Annotated in this window: 21 protein-coding genes; 10 read left to right on the top strand and 11 right to left on the bottom strand. The window is 69.6% G+C overall.

Annotated features, from left to right (window positions below; genetic code table 11):
- Nucleotides 1–17: 17 nt before the first annotated feature.
- Nucleotides 18–947 (top strand): NADP-dependent oxidoreductase, encoded by a 930-nt coding sequence (locus tag ACU6XJ_RS01655; RefSeq protein ID WP_476306108.1) that lies wholly within the window; start codon nucleotides 18–20, stop codon nucleotides 945–947.
- 92 nt (nucleotides 948–1,039) lie between these two features.
- Here ACU6XJ_RS01655 and ACU6XJ_RS01660 read toward each other — a convergent pair whose 3' ends face one another.
- Nucleotides 1,040–2,167 (bottom strand): macrolide family glycosyltransferase, encoded by a 1,128-nt coding sequence (locus tag ACU6XJ_RS01660; protein WP_476306111.1) that lies wholly within the window; start codon nucleotides 2,165–2,167, stop codon nucleotides 1,040–1,042.
- A 98-nt stretch (nucleotides 2,168–2,265) separates the two neighbouring features.
- Here ACU6XJ_RS01660 and ACU6XJ_RS01665 point away from each other — a divergent pair, with 98 nt between their 5' ends.
- A complete protein-coding gene (locus ACU6XJ_RS01665) occupies nucleotides 2,266–3,735 on the top strand; it encodes an AlkA N-terminal domain-containing protein (RefSeq protein ID WP_476306114.1) in 1,470 nt (489 codons plus the stop codon).
- A 40-nt stretch (nucleotides 3,736–3,775) separates the two neighbouring features.
- Nucleotides 3,776–4,255 (top strand): methylated-DNA--[protein]-cysteine S-methyltransferase, encoded by a 480-nt coding sequence (locus ACU6XJ_RS01670; RefSeq protein WP_476306117.1) that lies wholly within the window; start codon nucleotides 3,776–3,778, stop codon nucleotides 4,253–4,255.
- Here ACU6XJ_RS01670 and ACU6XJ_RS01675 read toward each other — a convergent pair.
- Complete coding sequence (locus ACU6XJ_RS01675) at nucleotides 4,248–5,126, bottom strand: alpha/beta fold hydrolase (RefSeq protein WP_476306119.1); 879 nt, start codon at nucleotides 5,124–5,126, stop codon at nucleotides 4,248–4,250. The genes ACU6XJ_RS01670 and ACU6XJ_RS01675 overlap by 8 nt on opposite strands.
- A gap of 65 nt (nucleotides 5,127–5,191) precedes the next feature.
- On the opposite strand from ACU6XJ_RS01675, the gene ACU6XJ_RS01680 reads away from it, so the two are divergent.
- On the top strand, nucleotides 5,192–6,007 hold the full coding sequence (locus ACU6XJ_RS01680) for a helix-turn-helix domain-containing protein (protein ID WP_476306121.1): 816 nt from the start codon (nucleotides 5,192–5,194) through the stop codon (nucleotides 6,005–6,007).
- A gap of 56 nt (nucleotides 6,008–6,063) precedes the next feature.
- On the opposite strand, the gene ACU6XJ_RS01685 is transcribed toward ACU6XJ_RS01680, so the two are convergent.
- The 3 genes from ACU6XJ_RS01685 to ACU6XJ_RS01695 all read right to left on the bottom strand — a co-directional run bounded on the left by ACU6XJ_RS01685 (nucleotide 6,064) and on the right by ACU6XJ_RS01695 (nucleotide 10,069).
- A complete protein-coding gene (locus ACU6XJ_RS01685; RefSeq protein ID WP_476306122.1) occupies nucleotides 6,064–8,874 on the bottom strand; it encodes a vitamin B12-dependent ribonucleotide reductase in 2,811 nt (936 codons plus the stop codon).
- 131 nt (nucleotides 8,875–9,005) lie between these two features.
- Nucleotides 9,006–9,485 (bottom strand): transcriptional regulator NrdR, encoded by a 480-nt coding sequence (gene nrdR / locus ACU6XJ_RS01690; RefSeq protein WP_476306124.1) that lies wholly within the window; start codon nucleotides 9,483–9,485, stop codon nucleotides 9,006–9,008.
- 299 nt (nucleotides 9,486–9,784) lie between these two features.
- Complete coding sequence (locus tag ACU6XJ_RS01695; RefSeq protein WP_476306127.1) at nucleotides 9,785–10,069, bottom strand: hypothetical protein; 285 nt, start codon at nucleotides 10,067–10,069, stop codon at nucleotides 9,785–9,787.
- A gap of 254 nt (nucleotides 10,070–10,323) precedes the next feature.
- Here ACU6XJ_RS01695 and lexA point away from each other — a divergent pair, with 254 nt between their 5' ends.
- The gene (gene lexA, locus ACU6XJ_RS01700; RefSeq protein ID WP_476306129.1) at nucleotides 10,324–11,028 is read left to right on the top strand and encodes a transcriptional repressor LexA; all 705 of its coding nucleotides are present in this window, start codon (nucleotides 10,324–10,326) and stop codon (nucleotides 11,026–11,028) included.
- 1,208 nt (nucleotides 11,029–12,236) lie between these two features.
- Here lexA and ACU6XJ_RS01705 read toward each other — a convergent pair.
- Both ACU6XJ_RS01705 and hflX read right to left on the bottom strand, forming a co-directional pair.
- Entirely contained in the window at nucleotides 12,237–13,250 is a 1,014-nt protein-coding gene (locus ACU6XJ_RS01705; RefSeq protein ID WP_476306132.1) for a hypothetical protein, read from the bottom strand.
- 59 nt (nucleotides 13,251–13,309) lie between these two features.
- Entirely contained in the window at nucleotides 13,310–14,755 is a 1,446-nt protein-coding gene (gene hflX, locus ACU6XJ_RS01710) for a GTPase HflX (RefSeq protein WP_476306134.1), read from the bottom strand.
- 257 nt (nucleotides 14,756–15,012) lie between these two features.
- Here hflX and ACU6XJ_RS01715 point away from each other — a divergent pair, with 257 nt between their 5' ends.
- On the top strand, nucleotides 15,013–15,639 hold the full coding sequence (locus ACU6XJ_RS01715) for a LysE family transporter (RefSeq protein ID WP_476306136.1): 627 nt from the start codon (nucleotides 15,013–15,015) through the stop codon (nucleotides 15,637–15,639).
- A 53-nt stretch (nucleotides 15,640–15,692) separates the two neighbouring features.
- Here ACU6XJ_RS01715 and ACU6XJ_RS01720 read toward each other — a convergent pair whose 3' ends face one another.
- From ACU6XJ_RS01720 to miaA, 3 genes are all read right to left on the bottom strand, one after another.
- A complete protein-coding gene (locus ACU6XJ_RS01720; RefSeq protein ID WP_476306137.1) occupies nucleotides 15,693–17,636 on the bottom strand; it encodes a multicopper oxidase family protein in 1,944 nt (647 codons plus the stop codon).
- A 183-nt stretch (nucleotides 17,637–17,819) separates the two neighbouring features.
- On the bottom strand, nucleotides 17,820–18,665 hold the full coding sequence (gene dapF / locus ACU6XJ_RS01725) for a diaminopimelate epimerase (protein ID WP_476306139.1): 846 nt from the start codon (nucleotides 18,663–18,665) through the stop codon (nucleotides 17,820–17,822).
- On the bottom strand, nucleotides 18,662–19,582 hold the full coding sequence (gene miaA / locus ACU6XJ_RS01730; protein WP_476306141.1) for a tRNA (adenosine(37)-N6)-dimethylallyltransferase MiaA: 921 nt from the start codon (nucleotides 19,580–19,582) through the stop codon (nucleotides 18,662–18,664). Before miaA ends, dapF begins: the two co-directional genes overlap by 4 nt.
- A gap of 146 nt (nucleotides 19,583–19,728) precedes the next feature.
- Here miaA and ACU6XJ_RS01735 point away from each other — a divergent pair, with 146 nt between their 5' ends.
- The 4 genes from ACU6XJ_RS01735 to ACU6XJ_RS01750 all read left to right on the top strand — a co-directional run bounded on the left by ACU6XJ_RS01735 (nucleotide 19,729) and on the right by ACU6XJ_RS01750 (nucleotide 24,356).
- Entirely contained in the window at nucleotides 19,729–20,400 is a 672-nt protein-coding gene (locus ACU6XJ_RS01735) for an esterase/lipase family protein (RefSeq protein WP_476306144.1), read from the top strand.
- A 465-nt stretch (nucleotides 20,401–20,865) separates the two neighbouring features.
- Nucleotides 20,866–22,200, top strand: a complete 1,335-nt coding sequence (locus ACU6XJ_RS01740) for a DUF349 domain-containing protein (RefSeq protein ID WP_476306146.1) — start codon at nucleotides 20,866–20,868, stop codon at nucleotides 22,198–22,200.
- A gap of 111 nt (nucleotides 22,201–22,311) precedes the next feature.
- On the top strand, nucleotides 22,312–22,830 hold the full coding sequence (locus ACU6XJ_RS01745) for a Pycsar system effector family protein (RefSeq protein ID WP_476306148.1): 519 nt from the start codon (nucleotides 22,312–22,314) through the stop codon (nucleotides 22,828–22,830).
- 194 nt (nucleotides 22,831–23,024) lie between these two features.
- Nucleotides 23,025–24,356 carry an alpha-lytic protease prodomain-containing protein gene (locus ACU6XJ_RS01750; RefSeq protein WP_476306149.1) on the top strand — a complete coding sequence of 444 codons (1,332 nt, stop codon included), beginning with the start codon at nucleotides 23,025–23,027 and terminating at the stop codon, nucleotides 24,354–24,356.
- A gap of 51 nt (nucleotides 24,357–24,407) precedes the next feature.
- Here the strand turns inward: ACU6XJ_RS01750 and ACU6XJ_RS01755 are convergent, their stop codons facing one another.
- The gene (locus ACU6XJ_RS01755; protein WP_476306150.1) at nucleotides 24,408–25,772 is read right to left on the bottom strand and encodes an APC family permease; all 1,365 of its coding nucleotides are present in this window, start codon (nucleotides 25,770–25,772) and stop codon (nucleotides 24,408–24,410) included.
- Nucleotides 25,773–25,779 lie beyond the last annotated feature (7 nt).

Here is a 25,779-nt window from a genome sequence, read left to right on the forward strand (position 1 = left end):
AGTTGAACGGTAGGGCCATGACGGAGACGATGCGGGCGGCGGCCATCGAGGCCTTCGGGCCGCCCGAGGTACTGCGGCTCACCCCGCTGCCCATCCCGGCGGCGGGGCCGGGCCAGGTGCGCATCCGGGTCAGGACGGCGGGAGTCCAGCCGTTCGACACGGCGCTGCGCGGCGGGTGGCGGCCGGTGTACCTGCCCGAGTCGGCGTTCCCGATCGTGCCCGGCAACGAGTTCGCGGGCACGGTCGACCAGCTCGGGCCGGAGGCCGACGGGTTCGCGACCGGCGACGAGGTTCTCGGTTTCACTGTGTTGAACTGCTACGCCGAGTACGTGGTCGTGCCGTCGGGCAACCTGGTGCGCAAACCGCCTGGCATGCCGTGGGAGGTGGCGGGCGGTTTCACGGCGGGCGCGCAGACCGCGAGCCTCGCGCTGGAGCAGATCGGGGTCGGTGCGGGTGACACCGTGCTGGTCCACGCGGCGGCGGGCAATGTCGGCGGCTTCGCGGTCCAACTCGCGGTCGTGGGCGGCGCTCGGGTGATCGGCACCGCGAGCGAAGGCAACCACGACTACCTGCGTTCGCTGGGCGCCATTCCGGTGGCCTATGGCGAGGGGCTCGTCGACCGGGTGCGGGCGCTCGCCCCGGAGGGCGTGGACGCGGCGTTGGATGGTGCGGGCGGGGATGCGCTGCTGGCTTCGGTGGAGCTGGTGCAGGACCGGGACCGCATCGTCACCATCGGCGATGTGGCGCTGTTCGAGAAGCTCGGCGTGCGACGCATCGTCGGCGAACGCTCCGCCGCGCGTCTGGCGGACGTGGTCGACCTGTACGCGCGAGGCCTGCTCAAAGTCCATGTGCGCCAGGTGTATCCGCTGGCCGACGCCGCAGGCGCGCACCGGGACGTGGGACGCCGCCACGGCCGCGGCAAGGTCGTCCTCCGGGTGGCCGACTGACCCGGTGGCACGGGCTAACTGGGGGTGCCCGTGCCACCTCCCGGGTTTTCGCCGCCAGAGACCGCGCCAGGACTTCTGGCGGCGAAAGCCCCTCAGTGCAGTTCGCGCTCGATGAGGTCGGCAGCGAGAGCGGTGCCGCCCGCGGCACGTACCTCGTCGCGGACCTCCTTGGCCCTCCGCGCGATGTCGGGGTCGGTCATGATCCTGGCCGCGGCCGTCCGCAGTCCCTCGACGGTGAGCTGCTCCTCGGACAGGTGCACGCCGACGCCGAGTTCGGCGATGCGGGCGGCGTTGGCGTGCTGGTCCATCGCCTGCGGCACGGCGACCATCGGCACCCCGAAGTACAGGCCCTCCATGGTGCTGCCCATGCCCGCGTGGGTCACGAAGCCCGCCGCCTGGGACAGCACCGACAGCTGCGGGACCGAGCGGTGCGCCTCGACGTCCGCGGGCAGCGGACCCAGCTCGTCCAGCGCAGCGCCGACCGACATCACCACCCGCAGTCCCTGCCCGCTGAACGCCTCGGCGCAGCGCCGGAAGAACGACGGCTGGTCGTGGTAGATCGTGCCCAGCGACACCAGCAGCACCGGCCGCCCGTCGCCCTGCCACGTCCCGGCCCGCTCGCCAAGGCAGGGCCCGACGAAGCTGACGGTGTCCGGCACTTGGTCGGCATGGGGCTGCAACACCCGCGGGATGAGCGCCAGACAGCGCCGGGGCCGCCCGGTGAAGTCCGCGATGGACGCCTTGATCCCGTTGTCCCGCAACCACTTCTGGAACTCCGCATGCGCCGGGGTCGCCGCGGGGCCCGCGTCGCCGAGTTCGGCGCCGTCCCAGGAGACGAAGGTCGGGGACAGCTGCACGCACGGCCGCGACCACCGCGCGGCCAGGACAGGTCCGGCGAACGCCGCGGTGTCGTGCAACACCAGGTCGGGCCGGTCGGCGTCGAACGCGGCGGCGAGTTGGGGCAGCGCGGCCATCGCCTCGCGGAGGAAGATCGCCATCACCTCGGCGAGGTTCGTCGGCGCGACCCCCGACGGCTCGGCGGAGCGGTACACCACCGGCCGGGCACCCGCGGCCCGCACCTGGTCGGCGAACCGCTCGGGAATCGCGTAGCTGACGCGGTGCCCGCGGGAGGTCAGCTCCCGGATCACCGCCAAGCCAGGATTGATGTGGCCGTGCGCGGGCACGCCGACCATCGCGAGATGAGCCCCAGTGGATGTCATGACCGTACGGTAGCCGGCGCCACCAAGTTGATTTTCCGGTCGAGGGTGATGTCGGATTCTCGCCAGGAAATGTCGGTGCCTCGAGAGATGCTGTTCGTATGTACACCGACACCGAGCGCTGCGTGCGGGCCGTGCAGTCCAAGGACGCCCGGTTCGACGGCTGGTTCTACATTGCCGTCGTCACCACCGGCATCTACTGCAGGCCGAGCTGTCCGGTGGTGCCGCCGAAGGTGGAGAACATGCGGTTCCACCCAAGCGCCGCCAGCGCCCAGCAGGCAGGCTTCCGGGCCTGCAAACGCTGCCGCCCGGACGCCAGCCCCGGTTCCCCACAGTGGAACGAGCGTGCCGACCTGGTGGCCAGGGCGATGCGGCTGATCGCCGACGGCGTCGTGGACCGCGACGGTGTGCCGGGCCTGGCCACGCGCCTGGGGTACAGCACCCGCCAGATCCAGCGGCAGCTGCTGGCGGAGTTGGGCGCCGGACCGCTGGCGCTGGCCAGGGCCCAACGCGCCCAGACCGCGCGCCTGCTCATCGAGAGCAGCACCCTGCCGATGAGCGATGTGGCCTTCGCGGCAGGCTTCGCCAGCATCAGGACCTTCAACGACACGGTGCGGGAGATCTTCGCCCTCTCCCCCACCGACCTGCGCCGCCGCGCGGGCACCACGCCGTCCACCGCGGGCACCCTGTCGCTGCGACTGCCGTTCCGCCGCCCGCTGCATCCCGACAACCTGTTCGGTCACCTGGTCGCCACCGGTGTTCCCGGGGTCGAGGAATGGCGCGACGGTGCGTACCGGCGGACCCTGCGGCTGCCGCGCGGTCACGGCATCGCCGCGCTGGCACCGCGACCCGACCACATCGCCTGCAGGCTCACGCTCACCGACATCCGCGACCTGTCCACCGCGATCAACCGCTGCCGCTGGATGCTCGACCTGGACGCCGATCCGGTGGCCGTCGACGAGCAGCTGTCCACCGACCCGGTGCTGGCGCCACTGGTCGGCGCGGCCCCCGGCCGCCGGGTGCCGCGGACGGCGGACCCCGCGGAGTTCGCCGTCCGCGCGGTGCTCGGCCAGCAGGTGTCCACCGCGGCCGCCCGCACCCACGCCGCCCGGCTCGTCCTCGCCCACGGCGACACGGTCGCCGACCCCGAGGGCGGACTGACCCACCTGTTCCCAACGCCTACCGCCCTGGCGGCTTTGGACCCAACCGCCCTCGCGTTCCCGCAGTCCCGCCGCGTCGCGATCCTCGGCCTGGTCACGGCATTGGCCGAGCAGCGGATCGACCTGAGCACCGGCAGCGACTGGGACCAGGCAAGAGCCAAGCTCGCCGAGTTGCCGGGCCTCGGCCCGTGGACGGTCGAGTCGATCGCGATGCGCGCGCTGGGTGATCCCGACGCGTTCGTCGGCACCGACCTCGGCGTCAAGCTGGCGGCCCGCACCCTCGGCCTCGGCGGCACTCCCGCCACGCTGGTCAAGCGCTCCGCGGCGTGGCGCCCCTGGCGGGCGTATGCCGTCCAGCACCTGTGGGCCACCGGCGACCACCCCATCAACCGCCTTCCCGAAGCCGCTTAGGAGACACCGTGACCACCGCAACCCGTGCACACACACCACAATGGACAGTCCAGTGGGGACGCTCACCCTGGTTGCCGAGGACGGCACCCTGACCGGGATGTACATGGACGACCAGCGCTACCGCCCGTCGGCTGAATCCTTCGGCGAGGCCGACGCCACGCTGCTCTCCGCGGCGCGGGAGCAACTGGCCGCCTACTTCGCGGGCGAGCTCACCGATTTCGACCTGCCCATGACCATGATCGGCACCGACTTCCAGCGCCGCGTCTGGACCGAGCTGTGCCGCATCCCCTACGGCGAGACCATCTCCTACGGCGAACTGGCCGAACGCATCGGCCAACCCGGCGCCGCCCGAGCCGTTGGCCTGGCCAACGGCCGCAACCCCATCGGCATCATCGTCCCCTGCCATCGCGTGATCGGTTCGAGCGGCAGCCTCACCGGCTACGGCGGCGGGCTGCCTCGCAAGCAGTTCCTGCTGGCGCTGGAACGCCGGGTCGCGGGCCCGCCGGACCTGTTCAGCTGAGGCCCGCCACGAACTCCAGCACCCGCCGATCGACGCGCTCGCGGTCGGCAGCGGTGAAGTGGTGCCCGAGGTCCGGCCACAGCTCCACCTCGGCGTGCGGCAGCAGTCGCCTGGCCCGGTCGGCAGCGCCGGTCGCGTCGTGCACCACGCTCCGACCGGCGAACATCGCCAGCACGGGCAGACGCACCGACCGGATGGCGTCCTCGGGCGGCGGGAAGTGGTGCGGCAGGCGCACCCGGTAGGCGCGGATGCCCGCCAGCACCAGCCGGATCTCGGGCCGCTCCCACAGGTCCACACCGCCGCCCGACCAGCGCAGGAAACGCCGCCACAGCCACTGGCGGTTGAGCAGCGCCGCGGGCAGCCCATACCAGAGCACGCCCCGCGAGAAGGGCGCGGTCACCGTGGTCGCGTCCAGCAGGCTGACCGAGGCCAACCGCTGCGGGCGGTGGACGGCCTGGTTGAACGCCAGGTAGCCGCCGTTGGACGCGCCGACGAGGTGCACCCCCGTCAGCGCCAGCTTCGCCAACACCTCGTCCAACCACGCGGCCCGGGCGGCCGCGTCTGTGATCGGCACCGTCTGCACGCTCGCCCCAGGCTCCCCCAACGGGTCCACTGTGTACACCGGATGCGTCCGGGACAGTGCGGGTACATGCTCCGCCCACATGGCCGAGGTGGCGGACAGGCCGGGCAGCAGCACCAGTGGCGGCCCGTCAACCGGTCCGTGCCGATAGACCCGGACCGTGCCGAACCCCGTCGGCACGTCCAGCGTCTCCTCGGGAACCGGACCTGCGCCCGACACCGCCCGGTACACCTCGAGATACCGCTCCCCCGCGGCTTCATTTCGGAAGCCGCCGACACCAATTGTCGTCATGGCCCGAGGCTAAGAGCAGGCACGGAGCCGCGTCTTGGACAAATGGAAGCCCGTACCGTGGAGGTGTGACCGGCTGGACGATCGTCGCGCCGCGCGAGGAGATCGCGCGGCTGCCCGATGAGCGCGTCTTCGCCCGACCGAGTCCGCTGTTGGCCGCTCAGGTACTCGGTTACGTCGGGCACGACGACCGTCCCGGGCCGCCGATGCGGTGGACCGTCACACCGGGTGCGGCGATCACGGTGGTCATCGACTTCGAGGCAGCCACTCGCACCCTGGTGGGCGGTGGGTCTGTCCCGGCGTCCCCGGTCAGTGGACTGCGCGGTGCACCGTTGTCGGTCGAGCAGCGGGGCCGCGCACTCGGCGTCTCCATCGCGCTGACGCCCATAGGGGCCTACGCCCTGTTCGGGCTGCCTCTGCTGGAGTTGGCCGATACGCACGTCGGCTTGGCGGACCTGCTCGGCGCCGACGCCCGCAGGCTGACCGAACGAGTCGCCGAGGCACGCGGTTGGCCCGCGCGGTTTCGGGTGCTGGACGAGCAGCTGACCGCTCGCCTGCACGTGGGTCCGAAGCTGTCGGCGCCGGTCGAAGGCGCTTGGCGCCGTCTGATGACCACAGCGGGCGGGCTTCGCATCGCCACCCTGGCCGAGGAGATCGGCTGGACCCGCCAGCATCTGAACACCCGGTTTCGCCAGCAGATCGGGCTGAGCCCCAAGACAGTCGCCCGCATCGCCCGTCTCCACCGGGCAGCCCCGCTGTTGGCCCAGGCCTCGCACCGATGGTCGGAGATCGCGCACGCTTGCGGTTACGCCGACCAGGCACACCTCAACCGCGAGTTCCGCACCCTGACCGGCGAAGCACCTACCGCCTACCTGTTCGGCTGAGACGGCAAAGGGGCACCGGTCACCAGGACCGATGCCCCTTTCGCTCAGCTGCCGGGTCAGCTGCAACCGGAGGTGGAGCCGCAGCCTTCGCAGACGTAGCAGGAGCCCGCGGGGCGCATCTTGGTGCCGCAGGTGAGGCAGAGCGGGGCGTCGGCGGCCTTGCCCTGCTGGAGTTCGATCAGCTCGGTGGAACTGCCGACCTTGCCGGTCTCGCCCGACTTCGCGGGGCGGGGGTTGGCTTCGACGGTGGAGCGCAGGGCTTCCAGGTCCACGTCGGAGCCGGGGGCCGAGTAGTCGCCGTTGACCTGGGCGGCGCGTTCCTCGGCGGTGAAGACGCCGAGTTCGGCGCGCTTCTCATATGGCAGGTAGTCCAAGGCCAGCCTGCGGAACAGGTAGTCCAGCACGCTGGTGGCGATCCGGACGTCCGGGTCGTCGGTCATGCCCGCGGGCTCGAAGCGGTTGTTCATGAACTTCGAGACGTAGAACTCCAGCGGGATGCCGTACTGGAGGCCCACCGAGATGGACATGGAGAAGGCGTCCATCACGCCCGCCAGGGTGGAGCCCTGCTTGCCGAGCTTGACGAAGATCTCGCCGAGGCCGTCGTCGGGGTAGGAGCCCGCGTGCAGGTAGCCCTCGGCGCCGCCAACGGTGAAGGATACGGTCTGGCTGGGGCGCTTCTTCGGCAGGCGCTTGCGGACCGGGCGGTACTCGATGACCGTCTCGGGCTCTTCCTTGCCGCGGGCGGACTTGCCCGCGGACAGCGGCTGGCCGACCTTGCAGTTGTCGCGGTAAATCGCCAGTGCCTTCAGGCCGAGCTTCCAGCCCTGGTGGTAGATCTCCTCCACCTCGGCGACGGTGGCGTTCTCCGGCATGTTCACCGTCTTGGAGATGGCGCCGGAGATGAACGGCTGCACCGCGGCCATCATCCTGACGTGGCCCATGGGCTTGATGGAGCGCTCGCCCATCGCGCAGTCGAACACCTCGTAGTGCTCCTGGCGCAGACCCGGCGCGTCCACCACGTGGCCGTGCTCGGCGATGTACTCGACGATCGCCTCGACCTGCTCCTGCTGGTAGCCCAGTGACTTCAGGGCACGCGGCACGGTCTGGTTGACGATCTGCATGGAGCCGCCGCCGACCAGCTTCTTGAACTTGACCAGCGCCAGGTCGGGCTCGATGCCGGTGGTGTCGCAGTCCATCATCAGGCCGATGGTGCCCGTTGGCGCGAGGACCGAGGCCTGGGCGTTGCGCCAGCCGTTGCGCTCGCCGACCTTCAGGCCCTGCTGCCAGGCGTTGGTGGCCAGCTTGTGCACCGCGGCGTCGTTGCCGTGGTAGGTGCGGATCAGGTCGTTGGCGGCGGCGTGCTTGCGCATTACGCGCTGGTGGGCGCTCGCGTTGCGGGCGTAGCCCTCGTAGGGGCCGACGATGGCCGCGAGCTCGGCGGAGCGCTTGTAGGCGGTGCCGGTCATCAGCGAGGTGATCGACGCGGCCAGCGCGCGGCCGCCCTCGGAGTCGTAGGCGTGGCCGGTGGCCATCAGCAGAGCGCCGATGTTGGCGTAACCGATGCCCAACTGGCGGAAGGCGCGGGTGGTCTCGGCGATCGGCTCGGTCGGGAAGTCGGCGAAGCAGATGGAGATGTCCATCGCGGTGATCACGTACTCGACGACCTTGGCCATCGTCGCCGCGTCGAAGGTGTTGTCCTCGCGGAGGAACTTCATCAGGTTCAGCGAGGCCAGGTTGCAGCTGGAGTTGTCCAGGTGCATGTACTCCGAGCACGGGTTGGACGCGGTGATCCGGCCCGTCTCCGGGCAGGTGTGCCAGTCGTTGATCGTGTCGTCGTACTGAATGCCGGGGTCGGCGCAGGCCCAGGCGGCCTCGGCGATCTTGCCGAACAGCTTCTTCGCGTCGACCTTCTCCAAGACCTCGCCGGTCATCCGCGCGCGCAGGCCGAAGTCGCCTTCGGATTCCACCGCGCGCATGAACTCGTCCGAGACCCGCACCGAGTTGTTGGCGTTCTGGTACTGCACGGAGTTGATGTCCGCGCCGCCGAGGTCCATGTCGAAGCCCGCGTCGCGGAGGATGCGGATCTTCTCCTCCTCGCGGACCTTGGTCTCGACGAACTCTTCGATGTCGGGGTGGTCCACATCCAGCACGACCATCTTGGCCGCGCGGCGGGTCGCGCCGCCGGACTTGATGGTGCCCGCGGAGGCGTCGGCACCGCGCATGAAGGAGACCGGGCCGGATGCGGTGCCGCCGGAGGAAAGCAGTTCCTTGGATGAGCGGATCCGGGAGAGGTTCAGACCCGCGCCGGAACCGCCCTTGAAGATCAGACCCTCTTCCTTGTACCAGTTGAGGATCGACTCCATGGTGTCGTCGACGGCGAGGATGAAGCAGGCGGAGACCTGCTGCGGGGAGGTGGTGCCGACGTTGAACCAGACCGGGGAGTTGAAGCTGAACACCTGGTGCAGCAGCATCCAGGTGAGCTCGTGCTCGAAGATCTCGGCGTCCTCGGGCGTGGCGAAGTACCCGTGGTCGATGCCCGCCCTGGTGTAGGTCTTGACCACGCGGTCGATCAGCTGGCGGAGGCTGTGCTCACGCTTGTCGCTGCCCACGGCGCCGCGGAAGTACTTGCTGGTGACGATGTTGGTCGCGTTGACGGACCAGAAGTCGGGGAACTCGACACCGCGCTGCTCGAAGTTGATCGACCCGTCGCGCCAGTTGGTCATCACCACGTCGCGGCGTTCCCAGGTCACCGCGTCGTAGGGGTGCACACCCTGGCTGGTGTACACGCGCTCCATCTTCAGGCCGCCACCCTTGTTCCTCGTCGATCCCTTACGGCCGCCGGCCGTACTCCCCACGGTCTCCGTCATGACCCGTGCCTCTCCGTTCGAGCTTTCCTCGGCGGCGGCGCGCAATGCCTGTGCGCCCCGTCCGGCCTGTTGTGCTGACGGCTGCGGGCTCCCCGTCCGGCCCGCTGCCTCGGTGTTCTTGCGTCTGCCGATCATCGGCGCCCGTTCTGCTCGGCCGACTCGGCATCACGTGCCGTGCGCAGGCCCGCGATCTCCTTCTCGAAGTCCTCGACCGAGGAGAACGAGCGGTACACGCTGGCGAATCGCAGGTAGGCGACCTCGTCCAACTCGCGTAATGGGCCCAGGATGGCCAGGCCGACCTCATGGCTGGGAATCTCCGCGCTGCCGCTGGACCGGATCGTCTCCTCGACCCGGTGCGCCAACAGTTGCAACGCGTCCTCGTCCACCGGTCTTCCCTGGCAGGCCCGACGCACGCCGTTCACGACCTTGTCCCTGCTGAACGGTTCGGTGACGCCTGAGCGCTTGACGACGGCCAGCACCGCCTCCTCGACGGTGGTGAACCGCCGGGAGCATTCCGTGCAGGACCGGCGCCGCCGGATGACCTGTCCCTCATCGACCTCACGCGAGTCGATGACGCGGGAGTCCGGATGACGGCAAAAAGGACAACGCATACCGGCCCCACCCCTGTCCGAGCTCGACGTCACTGCGTGTCCGGAGCCGACCACGGATGGCCGAGTTGAGCACAAGGTGTGGACAAGTTATCCACCGCCAAACCCAACCTGTGGACTAACTACAGCGATGTAACTACTAGATGTTGGGGTAGACCGTAAGTCGCAAGGCATACGTGCGCAAGTCGGCACGCCTCACGAAGGGGTGACCTACGCCTCGATTCGCGCGGTCATCGGCGGCCGGTAGCAGCAGCCTCACGGATCGCCACCGGGGCGGCAACTCCGGCGGCGCGAAGAGGAACTCAGATGGCGTTGCTCAGCAGAGCGGCAAGGCCGATGGCGAAGATCACTACCGCGGATCCGAGCGCGACGGCCGCCATCCGCAGGATCTCGTAGCCGAGCGAGACACGCCGGGGAGTGGCACACGCGGCGGCGTTGCGGTTGAGTTCGCGCACGACACGCAGGTGCCGCGGCCTCCGCCTGGCGTTGGGCCGCCTGGGTGTGGTCCGACCAGGTGAAATTCCCGTGCCCGCACCTTGGGCCATGCGGGTGGACAGCCTGGGCTCGATGCCTGCCAGTACCGCCATGTCGGTGCCTCCTCGCCCGAGACGATCTTGGTCGAACAGTCGTTCGATCGAACGGTCGTGCGAATGTGTACCACCTACCCCCGACAAAAGTCGAGACTTTCCCGGCGTGTCCTTCGAACAGGTGTTTGATCTCTGTGTTGTCGCGAGCTACGGTCGTTACCGAGAGCACCTTGGGCGCTACCCGAGCGGTCACGGTGGTCGACCAGAGCCAGCGTTAGAAGTCGGACGGACTCCGACGTGCGAGGAGGCATACCGTGGCACGCAAGGCCGGGGACAGCACGATATCGGGTCAGCGCGAGGCCGAGGTCCATGTCCTTCCCGCGGTGGAAAAGGGCGAGGAGGCCCTCACACCCCGCCAGCGCGAGGTACTGGACGTCATCCGCGATTACCTGGAGAAGCACGGTTACCCGCCCAGCATCCGGGAGATCGGCGACGAGGTGGGACTGCACTCGACCTCGTCGGTGGCCTACCAGCTGCGGGCGCTGGAGCGGAAGGGCTACCTGCGCCGGGACGGCAACCGGCCGCGGGCGGTGGGCGTGATGTCGCCCGACGAGGACCCGGCGACCCCGGAAGTCGCCAAGCCCAGCCCCACCTACGTGCCGCTGCTTGGTCGGATCGCCGCCGGTGGCCCGATCCTGGCGGAGGAGGCCATCGAGGAGGTCTTCCCGCTGCCGAAGGAGATCGTGGGCGAGGGCGAGCTTTTCCTGCTCAAGGTCGTCGGCGATTCGATGATCGAGGCAGCCATCACCGACGGCGACTGGGTCGTGGTGCGCCAGCAGCCCGATGCGGAGAACGGCGAGATGGTCGCGGCCATGATCGAGGGCGAGGCCACCGTGAAGACCTTCAAGCGGAAGGACGGACATCTGTGGCTGCTGCCACAGAACCCGGCCTACCAGCCCATCGACGGTGACCAGGCCACCATCCTCGGCAAGGTCGTTGCGGTGCTCCGCCGCGTCTGAGGACTTGGGTTGAGGGTGTATCCCCGTCGAGCACACCGGCTCGGCGGAGATACACCCTCACACCTTCCCGGCGGCCTGCCCGCAGCGATCTACAGTCCAGAACGGCCCACCGCACCGATTCGAGACTCGCGCCGGCATTCTGACCGCGGACCTCGACGGCGGGGTGAACCGGGGTGGCTGGTGTTCCTCTTCATCGCGCCTGCCGCGTCTTGAATCAGGTTCCAGCTTCCGTGGGCGGCAGAGCCACAGCTCGAGGACGCCGGCTAGCGAGCCAGGTGGGCCAATAGGAGCCCCAAGACGAGCTCGAGGCTTCCCGCCCCCAACCACAAGAGGCGCGCGGGACACCGACGAAAAGTCGTGGTGGCCATCGCACCCTTTGCCAGGCCCCCTGCTCTGCCCGGAGCCGACTTCCGCCGAATCGGCATGGCGTGCAAGGGCGCCCGGGCGGCAACCGCTCCCTGAAGGCGCATGATGTCGCCCGGCGTCGTCATCATGCGCCCCCAGGAGATCATGATGTCGCCCTGGGGCGTATTCGTGATGAGCTACCCCCGAACCGATTCTCGCAGTTCAGGGGCATTGAAGGTGACAGCGACACGATCCGGGGCCCGCGCGCTGGAGCTAATGATCGGGTCGGGCCGAAGGCCGGGCTGGGCTGAGGCCAGGGCTGGACCGAAGGCGCCCGGTCACAGTCCGCTGTCCGGTGACGGGCTCGTTCGTCTACGTGCCCAAAGCGGCTGAACTTCGCGCAGAAGGCTGACGGGCTGTCGGGCTCGGCGGACAGGGGTGATGCTGTAGGTGCCCGCGACGCGCCGCGTGCCGGATGCTTGCTGCGCCTCGATGGCTCGAGCGACGGGTGAGGCTGACGACCGCCAATACGACAGTGCGTGCTGCGCTGATGGCTTGCGCGTCAGTTGCGGCGGGCGCGACGGATGCACCTGACGATCGCCAGTGCGACACGGGCGTGCTGCGGATCGGTGGCTTGGGCGTCAGGGCGGGGCGCGGCGGGTGAGGCTGGTGACGCCGGTACGAAACGGGCGTGCTGCGGATCGGTGGGTTGGTGGGTGTCAGTTGCGGCGGGCGCCGCGCACGAGGGTGACTTCCGCCAGTACGAATGGCGTGCTGCGGGTTAGGGGCTTGCGCGTCAGTCGGCGGGTGAGGCTGGCGAGGCCAGTACGAAATGGGCTTGCTGCGGATCGGTGGGTTGGGGGTCAGTTGCGGCGGGCGCGGCGGATGAGGCTGACGATTGCCAGTACGAAGAGGGTGGCGATGCCTGCGACGCCCAGGGACTTCCAGCTCTCCAGGGCGGGCTTGTCGGGTTTGGCCTCGGCTGCGGGGGTGGTTTCGGTGTTCTGGTCCGGGGTTGCCTTGGGTACGAGGGCGGCGGCGCCGTCTACGGCGCGGATGGGGTGCATCTTCTCCGAGCCGGACAGCAGGGTGCCGTCGGGCTCGAAGGCGATCGCTTCGCCCTGTGGTTCGTCGGGGAGCGAGATGCGGGTGGGTTTGCGTTTGAGGGCGGCTGCCACGTCGCCGTCGGGGGCGCTGAACAGGTAGGCCTCGGTGTAGGTGCGGAGTGCGACCACTGTGCCGTCGTCGGATACGGCTCCTCCGGTGACCATCACCGAGCCCAGGTCGCCGCGGACCGGGCCGCCGGTTGTGTCGGTGGTGCGCAGGGTGACTGTGCCGAGGCGTTCCAGCTTTGTGGTGGCGGTGGTGGACAGCTCGCCTGCGGGGCGGTAGATCTCGGCGGTGCCGAACGGCTCTTTGGTGACGATGTAGGGCGTGCCCTTGCCGTCCAGCAGCAGGGCCTCGGCGTCGTGGGCGCCGTCGGGGTAGCTCAGGCGGTACTGGCGGGCGCGGCCTTGCAGGTCCAGGACGTGCAGGGACACCGACTCGCGGCGGCGCTGGTTGTCGCCGATGTCCGCCAGCCACAGCGTGCCGTCGCGGCCGCGGGCCAGGTCCTCCACGTCGAATGGGTCGACCTCGTTGGTGATCACGCGGTCCACGGTGCAGTTCTTGCGCAGCATCAGGACTTGGAGCCGGACACCGCCGTCGGATACCGCGTACGTCCACTGGCCGTCCGAGGCGAGGCCGGACAGCTCGTTGAGCCTGCGGTCGGTGAACGTGCAGCGGGTGACCGGCTCGGCGGCCTGCGCGGGCAGGGCGGAGGCCACGACGAAGAGGGCGGCCAGCAGGGGCAGCCACCGGATGTATCGGGATGTCATCGCTTTCCAGTCTGACAGAACTCATCGGCCCCTGGCCGGGGCCGATGAGACCGCTGCGTTCACCCTACGGCCGCGAACTCCTCCAGCGCGCCCGCCAGATCGGGGCGGACCCTGGCCTTCAGCACGGTGCCGGTGGCGGTGTGCTCCTCGGTCAGGATTTCGCCCTCGGAGTGCACCCTGGCCACCAGTTCACCGCGGGTGTAGGGCACCAGCACGTCGACCAGCACATCCGGACGGGGCAGCCGTGCGCCGACCCGCTCCCGCAGTTCGGCGACACCCTGGCCGGTGTGCGCCGAGACGAAGACCGCCTCCGGCAGCAGGTGACGCAGCCTGGTCAGCGCTAGCTCGTCGGCGGCGTCGATCTTGTTGACCACCAACAGCTCGGGCGGGATCGGACGGTCGCGTTCCTTGTTGATCTCGGCGAGCACCTCGCGCACCGCGTTGACCTGGCGTTCCGGCATCGGGTCGGAACCGTCCACCACGTGCAGCAGCAGGTCGGAGTCGGCGACCTCCTCCAGCGTGGAGCGGAACGCCTCCACCAGCTGGTGCGGCAGGTGCCGGACGAAGCCGACCGTGTCGGTCAGCGTGTACTCCAGGCCGTCGGGAGTCAGGGAGCGGCGGGTAGTCGGGTCGAGGGTGGCGAACAACGCGTCCTCCACCAGCACCCCGGCGCCGGTCAGCGCGTTGAGCAGGCTCGACTTGCCCGCGTTGGTGTACCCCGCGATGGCGACGCTGGGCACCGCGTTGGCCTGCCGCTTGCCGCGCTTGGTCTCTCGCACCGTGCCCATGGCCTTGATCTCGCGACGCAGCTTGGAGATGCGGGCCCGGATGCGCCTGCGGTCGGTCTCCAGCTTGGTCTCACCGGGACCACGCAGACCCACACCGCCGCCCGCGCCGCCCGCTCGGCCACCGGCCTGGCGGGACAGCGTCTCACCCCAACCACGCAGGCGGGGCAGCAGGTAGCTGAGCTGGGCCAGTTCGACCTGCGCCTTGCCCTCACGGGACCGGGCGTGCTGGGCGAAGATGTCCAGGATCAACGCGGTCCGGTCGATGACCTTGACCTTGAGCTTCTCCTCAAGCTGCCGAAGCTGGCCGGGGGAGAGCTCTCCGTCGCAGATCACGGTGTCGGCGCCGCTGGACAACACGGTGTCCCGCAGCGTCTTGACCTTGCCGGAGCCGATGTAGGTCGCCGGGTCGGGCCGGTCGCGGCGTTGGATGAGGCCGTCCAAGACCTGGGAGCCCGCCGTCTCGGCGAGCAGGGCAAGCTCGGTCAGCGAGGCCTCCGCCTCGATGAGGTCGCCTTCGGTCCAGACGCCGACCAGGACAACGCGCTCCAAGCGCAGCTGTCGGTACTCGACCTCGGTGACGTCGGAAAGTTCGGTGGACAGCCCCGCAACACGGCGTAGGGCGGCCCGCTCGGCAAGTTCGAGGTCTCCGGTGGAGGGCACTTCCTCGTACCGGACCTCGTCAGGCGTTTCTTCGAAAATTTCGCTGGCTCCTGTCATTCCGCCTTCCATGGTCGCATGCCGCGCACTCCATTTTGGGCTTCCGTGATACGAATACCCCGCCAACGCAAGTAACGTCGTTATAGTTCGGGCGATTCCCTCCCCGCATCACCCGAATTGGTGAGTCCGATGGCGTCCGGCATCGTCGTGATCTTCTCCCCGGATTGCAACTGCCCGACGAAGCGGCAGGCCCACGTAATTGCGTTGCCCCCTCCGCGCCGGGGCCGTCAGAGTGCGGCCATGCGAGGGATGTGGACGTGACAGGGGCTGAGGCGCTGGTCGCGGGGTTGGTGGCGGGATACGCGATCGCTATCCCGGTGGGCGCGATCGGGGTGCTGATCGTCTCGCTCGCGGCGCGGCGGTCGCTCTCGGTGGGGATCGCGGCGGGCCTGGGCACGGCGGCGGCGGACGGGATCTACGCGTTGGTGGCGGTGGTGGGTGGCACGACCGTCGAGGCACTGCTGCGGCCGGTCGCGGGCCAGGCGAAGATCGCCGCCGCGGTGGTGCTGCTGGGAATCGCCGCCTACGGGCTCTACGGCACGGTCCGGAGGCTGCGCTCCCCCGCACAACCTGCCGTTCAGGTACAACAGGGCTCCGGTCCACCGCTCATGGCGTTCCTCCAACTGCTGGGGCTGACCCTGCTGAACCCGGCGACCGTGGTGTATTTCGCGGCGCTGGTGCTGGGCAACGACCTCGGCGACGTCTCCCCCGCCGCGGCGGGGATCTTCGTGGCGGCGGCGTTCGCCGCGTCCGCTTCGTGGCAGTGTCTGCTGGCCTTGGCCGGGTCGGCGGTGGGCAGGCTGCTGTCCGGGCCGCGCGGGCAGCTTGTCACCTCCCTGGTCGGCAACGCCGTGATCGCGACGCTGGCCATCAGCATGCTGTGACGGCACCGTGGTGCTCGGCCTTGGGAGGGCCGAGCACCACAACCGTCAGCCGTTCACACCAGCGGCGTGGCGTGCGAGTGGCCGTTGCCCAGCGCCGTGATGGCCTCGCCGTTGCCGTGGCCATCGGGGTGGCCGTTGCCCTCGCCGTGGCCCGGGTGGCCGCCGTGGTCGCCGTGCCCACCGTGGTTCTCGTGGTTGAACACGTTCACCTCGGGCGGGATCACGTTGAACGGGCGCATCATCATGTGGTCCTCGTGTTCGAGGATGTGGCAGTGGTACATGTAGAGGCCGCTCGCGCCCTCGAAGCGGCCGAGGATGGTGGACCGCTGGCCGGGCAGCACCTGGGTGGTGTCCTTCCAACCCTGCTCGTAGTCGCCCAACGGCACCGGATCAAGCTGCACGATCGGGTCGCCGAACTTGGTGCCGCCGCGCACCGGGGAATGTCCCGGGGCCAGCGGCACGAACTTGCCCTGCACGTCGAACGTGTCCCTGTTCAGCAGCTGGAATCGGGCCAGGTGCACGTGCATGGGGTGCATCGGACCGAGCGGGCCCAGGTTGAGGAACTGCCACTGCTCCCAGTCGCCCTCCTCGATGAAGAACTGGATCGCGTCCTGGAAGCGGACCGCCGTACGGCGGTAGGTATTCACGGTGGGCACGCCATGGTGGTCGAGGACCTTGAGCTGGATGATGCCGTCGATGACGGGTCGCTCCTCGGTCGGGCCGTCTTCTGGCTTGACCTTCACCATCTCCCACATTTCCGGGTGCTGGAGGGTTTCCACCGGCGGGGTCAGCACGATCAGGCGGTGGCCGTGCTCGTGGGACCCGTGGGTGAGCCGCTCGAAGGACGGGGAGATCACGGCGGGCAGCTCGAAGTCGTCCTCGAACGGGTCCGCGCAGACCCGGAACTCCATGACCGCGTCCTCAGACTGCGGCGTGGCCTGATCGACGTTCACCAGATGCACGGTGCGGCCGCGAAGCTCGGCGAAGTTGATCAGGATGTCGGCGCGTTCGGCCGAGGCCATCGACAGCTTCTTGTCCAGCGGAACGGGCTCGCCGAGCAGGCCCGACTCGGTGCCGATCAAGAACGCCGCCCCGGTGATCGGGGTGCCGTCGGCGTCCCGCAGCTCGAAGCCGTACGTGCGCGAGTTGGAGGCGTTGAGCAGCCGGAACCGGTACCAGCAGGCCTCGACGTCCAGGTGCGGCCATGCCACGCCGTTGACCAGGTTGACCGGTCCCAAGAACGGCAGCGTGATGCCCTCGGGGAAGTCGCGTGCCTGGGAGACCTTGTGCAGCAGCCTTCCGTCCGGCTCGCCGTGCTCGTCGGTCATCAGGTTGCGGTCGCAGAACACCAGTGGGATCTCGCGGTCGCCGCACGGCAGGTTCAGCGCAGCCTCCTCCTCGTCCCGGATCAGGTTCATGCCCGCCAGCCCGGCGAAGACGTTGAAGCGGGTGATGTGCATGGCGTGGTCGTGGTACCACTGCGTGGTGCAGGCCTGGTTGTTCGGGTATTCCGACAGCTGGGAGTCCCCGGTCCGGACCGCGTTCTCGGTCCAGCCGTCGTTGTTGCCGCCGGTCACCGCGCCGTGCAGGTGCACGACGGTCCAGGCGGGCAGTTTGTCGATGCCCTCGACCGGCTTCATGCCCGCGCCGCCCAGCGCGATGGCCTGCGCGGGTGTCGCGACGGTGCCCGCCGCGATTGGGATCTCGCATTCCAGCTCGTTCACCCAGCGCACGTGCAGCCGCTGGCCGCGCCGCACCTCGATGGTCGGGCCGGGAAATGTTCCCTCGTAGGTCCACAACGGGGTGGGCGGCAGCTCGGAGTGCAGCTGAACCAGCGCGTTGACCTGCCGGATCGTGAGCCGTGTGACGCCGTCCTCATCCGGCACCGGGCTGAGCATCTCGGGGATGCGCAGCGGGTCGAGGAACTTGCGGACACCCGTCGTCGGATCGATGGGCAGGTCCGTGGTGTCGGTGGTCGGACGCAAGACGTCGGTCATGAAACTCCCCCAAAACGCGTGTGAGTTCAGCTCACGGGCGCAGGGTGAAGACACGCACAGATGCGATCCCCCCGGATGCGACGGCGTCCCCCATGCCGTGAGTGGCATCCCCCAGATGCCACTACCGACTCTCCCAGCCGAGAAAGTATTGGCGCATCCAACTTTTGGGTGATATTGACCCTTTCAGCGGATTGACGCTTCTTTCCACCAGGCCCCGTCGATGTGTCCGCTCGCCAGCAGCACCGCAGGTCCGGTGAGGGTGCTGCCCGTCTCGGTGATCTCGACCCGCACGCTGCCGCCGGGCACGGTCACGGTGGCCGCACCGGTGTCACGACCCGCCAGGTGCAGCATCGCCGCCGTGACGGCGACGGTTCCGGTCCCGCAGGACCTGGTCTCTCCCACGCCGCGCTCGTGCACCCGCATCCGCAAGTCCTCGGGCCCGTGCCGGTTGACGAACTCGACGTTCACCCCGTGTGGGAAGGCGCCGGGATCGTGGCCGGGCGGCACCGAAAGGTCCAGTTCGGCGATGTCGGCGTCGACGGGGCAGACCAGGTGGGGGTTGCCGACGTCCACCGACACGCCGTCGAAGGCCGCTCCCTCGACGGTCGCGGTGGACCGCGGACCGATCCGCACCGGACCCATATCGACGGTAACCGCACCGTCCGGGCGCACCCAAACCGAGCGGGCGCCCGCCCTGGTGCCGATGGTGACCTCGCCGGTTTCCGCCAGCCCCGCCCGCACCAGGTAGGCGGCGAACACGCGGACGCCGTTGCCGCACATCTCCGCGGCCGAGCCGTCGGCGTTGCGGTAGTCCATGAACCAGGCCTCGGCCGCGACGTCGGCGGGCAGCGGCTCACCGAGCCGGCCCGCGCGCACCACCCGGATCACGCCGTCGGCGCCGAGCCCCGCGCGGCGGTCGCACAGGGCGCCGATGCCCGCCGCGGTCAGCTCCAGTTCCCCGTTCGGGTCAGGCAGCACCACGAAGTCGTTCTCCGTGCCGTGCGCCTTGACGAACTCGATGCCGCTCACGCGTTCAAGCCTACGGCCTGCACGTGCGCCAGCGCCGCAGCGGTCAAGCCTGGGGCGGCGGCGTCCTGCCAGCGGATTCGCCGGTCGCGGCGGAACCAGGAACGCTGGCGGCGCACGAAGCGACGGGTGGCCCGCGCGGTCTCCTCGGCGGCGACCGCGAAGTCGCCGTCGGCGTCGAGAGCGGCCAGCACCTGCTGGTATCCCAGTGCCCGGGAGGCGGTCAGCCCGTCACGCAGGCCGAGCTTCTCCAAGGCCCGCACCTCCGCCACCAGTCCTGCCTCGAACATGCGCTCCACCCGCAGGTCCACCCGCCGGTCCAGCTCGGCGGGGTCGCGGTCGAGGCCGATGAGCACCGCGTCGTAGCGGGGCGGGCCGGGTTTGGGCATGCTCGCCGAGAACGGCCGCCCGGTCAGCTCGATGACCTCCAGCGCTCGCACGATGCGCCTGCCGTTGCCGGGCAGGATGGCGCCCGCGGCGATCGGGTCCAGCTCGGAAAGCCTGCGGTGCAGCAAACCGGGGCCGACGGCGGCAAGCTCGGCCTCGAGCCTGGACCGGATGGCCGGGTCGGTGCCGGGGAACTCCAGCTCGTCCAACACGGCCTGGACGTAGAGGCCGGAGCCGCCGACCAGCACCGGGGTGCGGCCCGCGGCGAGCAGGTCCTCGATGATCCGGCGGGCCTGCCGCTGGTAGGCGGCGACGGAGGCGGTCTCGGTGACGTCGAGGACGTCCAGCAGGTGGTGCGGCACCCCGCGGCGCTCCGCCTCGGTGACCTTGGCGGTGCCGATGTCCATGCCGCGGTAGAGCTGCATGGCGTCGGCGTTGACCACCTCGCCGTCCAGGCGCAGCGCCAATTCGACGGCGAGCTCGGACTTGCCCGTCGCGGTCGGTCCGATCACGGCCACTGCTCTGTTCGACACGAACGAACAGCGTAGCTCGTTACTCCAACCCGGGATGGTCACCGCGACTTCACCGACCGTCCTTCCGGAATGCCGCCCTTCGGCCAACAATCACGATGACGCTCCTTCGCGAACTCCCTGCGCTCTGCGAAAGGAAGTAACCAGCAATGCATTCCGTACTCCGCCACTGCCTTGTCCTGCTCTGTCTGCTGACCGCGTCACTGGCCATTCCGGGCCAGGCCGCCGCCGCCGAACGCAACCCCGTGGTTTTCGTGCACGGGTGGAACAGCAACGGCGGGGTGTGGGACGAGATGGTCGCCGACTTCAAGTCCGACGGTTACCCCGCCGACCAACTGTTCGCCTGGACCTACAACACCACGCAGTCGAACAAGACCACCGCCACCCAGTTCGGCGAATACGTCGCCGGTGTGCTGAGCAAGACGAAGGCGGCCAAGGTCGATGTCGTGTCGCATTCCATGGGCGGCCTTTCCACCCGCTGGTACACCCGATTCCTCGGCGGCGATGCCAAGGTCGACGACTGGGTGTCGCTCGCGGGCCCGAACCACGGCACCGCCGTCGCGCGGCTGTGCGCGGGATTCCAGGCCTCCTGCGCGGACATGAGCCCCGGATCGGCGTTTCTCAACCAACTCAACGCGGGCGATGAAACGCCGGGCGCGATGAACTACGGGACATTCTGGTCTTCCTGCGATGAGGTGATCGACCCGCCGAAGAGCACCATCCTGGACGGTGCCAAGAACACGCAGACCGCATGCCTCAAGCACAGCGAGTTGCGTTTGGACGAGACGGTGTCCGGTCAGGTGCGCGCATTCGTGCGTTGAGCCGAATCGGTCGAATACCGGGGCGCGTGACGCGGTTGTCACGCGCCCCGCGGTTCATCGCGGTAGGTCGCGTCGCGGTGTCCGATCACGTACGCCTATTCGTACGCTGAGCGAAATCCTGCCGAACACAGCAGACGACGCACCGGCCGACGAGGGCACAGCACAGCTGTTACACAGGCTTCAAATCCACGGCGTCCAATACGCACTTCACGATAGGTCTAATCCGCCTCATGGCGCTGACCTGCGCGAAGTTCAGTCCCTTCGCCTCTCCTGCGATGCGAGAAGGTAGGCACCCACTGGTGCCAATGGAGGCCGTTCACCGCACGGATTCGGCCTCGGAGTACCAACCGGCTTCTTGACCTGTTTGAATGCGCCCACGGGTAGTGGCACGGACCCCAGTACCCGAGCGCGCAAGGCCCCGCTTGTCGGGGCGCCCGGAAGGGCGGGCCAGAGAGGATGCCGGCGATGACGGATCAGGTAACGACAACGGAAACCACCGAAAGCGCGGAGCAGGCAGTGCAGGAAGCTCCCCCCACGGGCGATTCCGGGACACCGTCGACACCCCCGCCGGTAGCCACCGCACTGTCGGACCCGACGCGGTGGGGTCGGGTCGACGCCGACGGCACGGTCTACGTCAAGACCGCGGACGGCGAGCGCTCGGTCGGCTCCTGGCAGGCGGGCGAGCCCGATGAGGGCCTCGCGCACTACGCGCGCCGCTTCGACGACGTGCTCACCGAGGTCCAGTTGCTGGAAGCCCGGCTGAGCTCCGGGGCAGGCGATCCGAAGCAGGCACTGACCAGTGCCAAGCACATCCTGGACGGGCTGGCGGACGCGGCGCTGGTCGGCGACCTCGCCGGGCTCACCGCGCGGGTCAAGTACGTGATCACGCAGTCCGAGCGGGGCATCGCCAAGGCGCGGGAGGCCAAGGAGGCCGCCAAGGCCGAGTCGGTCGCCCGCAAGACCGCGCTGGCCGAGGAGGCCGAGCAGATCGCCGCCGAGTCCACGCAGTGGAAGGCGGCAGGCGACCGGCTGCGCACGATCCTGGACGAGTGGAAGACCATCCGGGGTGTCGACCGCAAGACCGACGAGCTGCTGTGGAAGCGGTTCTCCAAGGCGCGGGACGCCTTCAACCGGCGCCGCGGTTCGCACTTCGCCGACCTCGACCGGCAGCGGGCGGGCGCCAAGACCCGCAAGCAGGAGATCGTGACCGAGGCCGAGGAGCTGGCGGACTCCACCGACTGGGCGACCACCGCGGCCCGGTACAAGGACCTGATGACGGAGTGGAAGGCCGCGGGCCGGGCGCCCAAGGACGTCGACGACGCCCTGTGGCAGCAGTTCCGCGCCGCGCAGGACAAGTTCTTCGCCAACCGGTCGGCCGCCTTCAACGAGCGCGACGCCGAGTTCGCCGACAACGCCCGCGCCAAGGAGGAGTTGCTGGCCGAGGCCGAGAAGATCGACCCAGCGGGCAACCTCGGCGCGGCCAAGGCGGCGCTGCACCGGGTCCAGGAGCGCTGGGAGCAGATCGGCAAGGTGCCGCGGGAACGCATCCGCGAACTCGAGGGCAGGCTGCGGGCCGTTGAGGAGCGGATCCGCAACGCCTCCGACGCGCAGTGGCGCCGCAGCGACCCGGAGGCCCAGGCCAGGGTCGCGCAATTCCGCGACCGCGTGGAGCAGTTCGAGTCGCAGGCCGCCAAGGCCCGCGCCGCGGGCGATGACCGCAGGGCCCGCAAGGCCGAGGAGCAAGCCGCGCAGTGGCGCGAGTGGCTGGCCGCCGCCGAACAGGCCGTCGCCACCCGCTGACCGACCTCGACGGCGGCCCCGGCTCACTCGCCGGGGCCGCCGTTCTGTGCGCGCCCGCGGATTTTGATCAAAGGGCTGGTCGCATCGCCGCGCCCGTGGTGTGGTTCACCGATGCGCCGCAACCACTTCCGCCACTCGGCTCCCGCGGAGGACCTCGACACCGCGCTCAAAGCCGTCGCCGAGCTGAACCGGAACATCAACTCGGCCGATACCAAAGCCGGTCTGATGCTGACCGCGCTGGGCATCGCGTTGACGGGTCTGGCTTCCAGCGCCAGGATCGCCGGGGGTGAACGGCTTCCCACCCTGCTCGCCTACGCCATTCCCGTGTTCTGCCTGGGGATTCTGGTCACCGTGTGCTACCTCGGTGCGGCGCTGTGGCCGCGGCTCAGCCGCTCGAACCAGCCCAACTGGTTCTCCTTCCCCGACTTCCCGTTGGCGGCGGGGGCGATCGCCCGCCGCCCATCGCAACGGGTGCTGGCGGATCAGGCCTGGCGTCAGGCGGGGGTGCTCGCGCAGATCGCCCGCCGGAAGTACCACCACCTCAGACGCGCCCTGCTGTGGGGAGCCGCGTCCTTCGCCTGCTTCCTGTCGTGGCTGGCGGTGATCCTGGTCTGGGCGTGGCCGGTGTGACGCCGTCCGACCACCGTCGAAAGGAGGTAATACCTGAATCGCCTTGAGGCGTTGGGCCGGCGGGCGGATACCGATACGGCATAGGGCGCGCTTAGCGTGACGGTGAACTTGGTATAGACCAATCCCTGAGTTCACCGTCCGTGGGTGCACCACCCTCGAACCCACGGATCTCCCTGCTGAGATCGGAGGGTTCCATGACCATCACCAGGGTCTGCCGCGCGGTGATCACCGCGCTGGCGTTGGCCGCCTTGACCACGGCACCGAGCATCCCCGCCGCAGCGACACCGTTCACCGGGGATCTGTCGGGCGAGTTGCTGAGCGCGATGCAGCGGGACCTCGGCCTGACCGAGGAGCAGGCACGCCTCGAACTCGGCGCCCAGGACCGGGCGGTGCGGACCGAACAGGCGGTGCGCCAGGCATTGGGCGCCGACCTGGCGGGCACCCACTTCGACCCGGCGAGCGGAACGCTCATCGCGAGCATCACCGACCCGGCGAAGGCCGGTCAGGTCCGGGCCGCCGGGGCGCGGCCCGAACTCGTGCGGCACTCCCGCGCCGCCCTCGATACCGCGATGGCGAGGCTGACCGACCGGGCACGCGTCGCAGGCAGCGGCGTGGCTTCCTGGGGCGTGGAGGACAAGACCAACGCCGTGTCGATCCTCGCCCTGCCGGGCCGCACCGAGGCGGCCCGCGAGTTCGCCCGCGCGGCGGGCGTCGCCGAGGACCTGGTCCGGATCGAGGAGGCGACCGCGGCACCACGGGTGGTTGCCGACTTCCAGGGCGGCGAGGCCTACCACATCAACGGAAGCTCACGCTGCTCGATCGGGTTCGCGACGCTGCGCAACGGGCAGCAGGGCTTCGCCACCGCGGGGCACTGCGGCAGGCAGGGCGCAAGCGTCACCGTGCGGAACACCGCGTTCGGTTCCTTCGGCGGGTCCACCTTCCCAGGTCAGGACATCGCGTGGGTGCAGGCCACCAGCGGAAGCTGGACGGGCCAGCCGACGGTGCAGTCGCACCCGCAGAAGGTGGCGGGCTCCCAGGAGGCCGCGGTCGACGCCGCGATCTGCCGCTCCGGTTCCACCAGCGGCTACCAGTGCGGGCGGATCGAGGCCAAGAACCAGACCGTGGACTACGGCAACGGCCAGGTCGTCCGCGGTCTGACCAGGACCAGCGCCTGCGCCTCCCCCGGTGACTCCGGCGGCTCGTACATGGTCGGCGACCAGGGCCAGGGTGTGGCCTCCGGTGCGGGCCCGTTCTGCTCGGGCGGCGCGAACCCCAAGAGCTGGTACCAGCCGCTGCCGCCGATCCTGTCGGCCTACGGCCTGACGCTGGTGACCGCGGGCGGCCAGGACCCCGACCCCGGCCAGGGCTGCGCGAGCCTCACCGCGTGGAGCACCGAGGAGGCCTACTCCCCCGGCCAGATCGTCACCCACGCGAGCACCAGGTGGGAGTCAACCTGGCACTCCCGCGGCGCCGAACCCGGCAACCCCGACTCCTGGGCGGTCTGGAAGAACCTCGGCCCCTGCTGATCTCCTGACTTGGTGTCCTAAGTCCGGCGAGAACCGGCTCCAGACCCGGGCTTAGGACACCAAGTCCGGGTCTGGCGCGCGGCGGCGGAGGACAAGTGCGTAGTACAGACCTGCCAGGAGCATGATCGCGGCGGTGACCAGGAGGCTGGGGCGGCCGATGACGGGGTCGGCGGCCAGCTGGTAGAGGACGTAGACCAAGGCGGCCAGGCCCGCCAGCGGGGGTAGCGGGAACAGGGGCATGCGGTAGGTGCCGTGGGCGGTGGCGCCGTTGCGGCGGCCAATGATCACGGCGACGCAGAGCAGCGCGTAGACCACGACGAGGGCGCTGCCAGTGAGCACCAGCAGCAGGGTCTCGTCGGTGAAGCAGACCGCGGCGGCGACCGCGCCGGTGGCGAGGGTGGCGGTCCACGGGGTGCCGAAGCGGGGGTGCACCACGCTCAGCGCGCCGTTCACGGCGCGGGGCCAGCAGCCGTCGCGGGCGGTGCTGAACACCAGGCGGGAGCTGAGCAGCAGGATCGCGATCACCGCATTGATGATCGCCAGCGCGATGGCGAGGCTGACCGCGGTGGTGACCTCGGGGCCGCCGCGCAGGGTCAGGAAGTCGCCGAGCATGTTGTCGGAGGCGAAGAGCGCGGCCAGGTCGGGGGCGCCGGTGAGCACCGCGGCCACCGGGATGATCTCGGCGGCGACCGCCACGACGAGCGACCAGAGCACCGCGCGGGCGATGTTGCGGCGGGCGTCGGTGGTCTCCTCACCGAAGTACACCGCGGAGCCGTAGCCGTTGTAGGCGAACACCGCCACCGCGGTGACGGCGCCGATCAGGCCGATGGTCACCGGCACCAGGGAGCCGCCTTGGAGTGCGACGGGTTCGGCGAGGACCTGCGGCAGCGAGCGTTCCGGTGTGGCGAAGCCCAGCGCGCTCACCACGACCAGCGCCAGCAGTTCGATGCCGAGGAAGACGCCGGTCACCACAGCGTTGACCTTGATGTCGAAGACGCACAGCACGGCGGCGGCGAGCACGACGACCGCGGCGATCACATCGCGGGGCAGGTCGGGGAACAGCACGCCGAGGTAGGTGCCGACGCCCAGCGCGATCACCGCGAGGATCAAAAGCTGGGTGATGAGCATCAGCCCGAGCGTGACGAAGCCGGGCAGCGGGCCGAGCACGCGGCCGATGATCGTGTACTCGCCGCCCGCCACCGGGTAGGCGGAGCCGAGTTCGGCGTAGACGAACGCCATGAACACGCCGACGACGCCCGCGGCGAGGAAGCTCCAGAGGGCTCCGGTGCCCGCGGCGGCGATGGCGCCGGGGGCGATGATGAACACCGACGAGGCCGGGGTGATGGCGGACAGCGTGATCAACACGGTGCCCAGCATTTTCAGTTCACGGCGCAGGGGTGGGGGCTCCGAGGGCATGTGCCAC

The organism is Actinorectispora metalli (assembly GCF_056323685.1).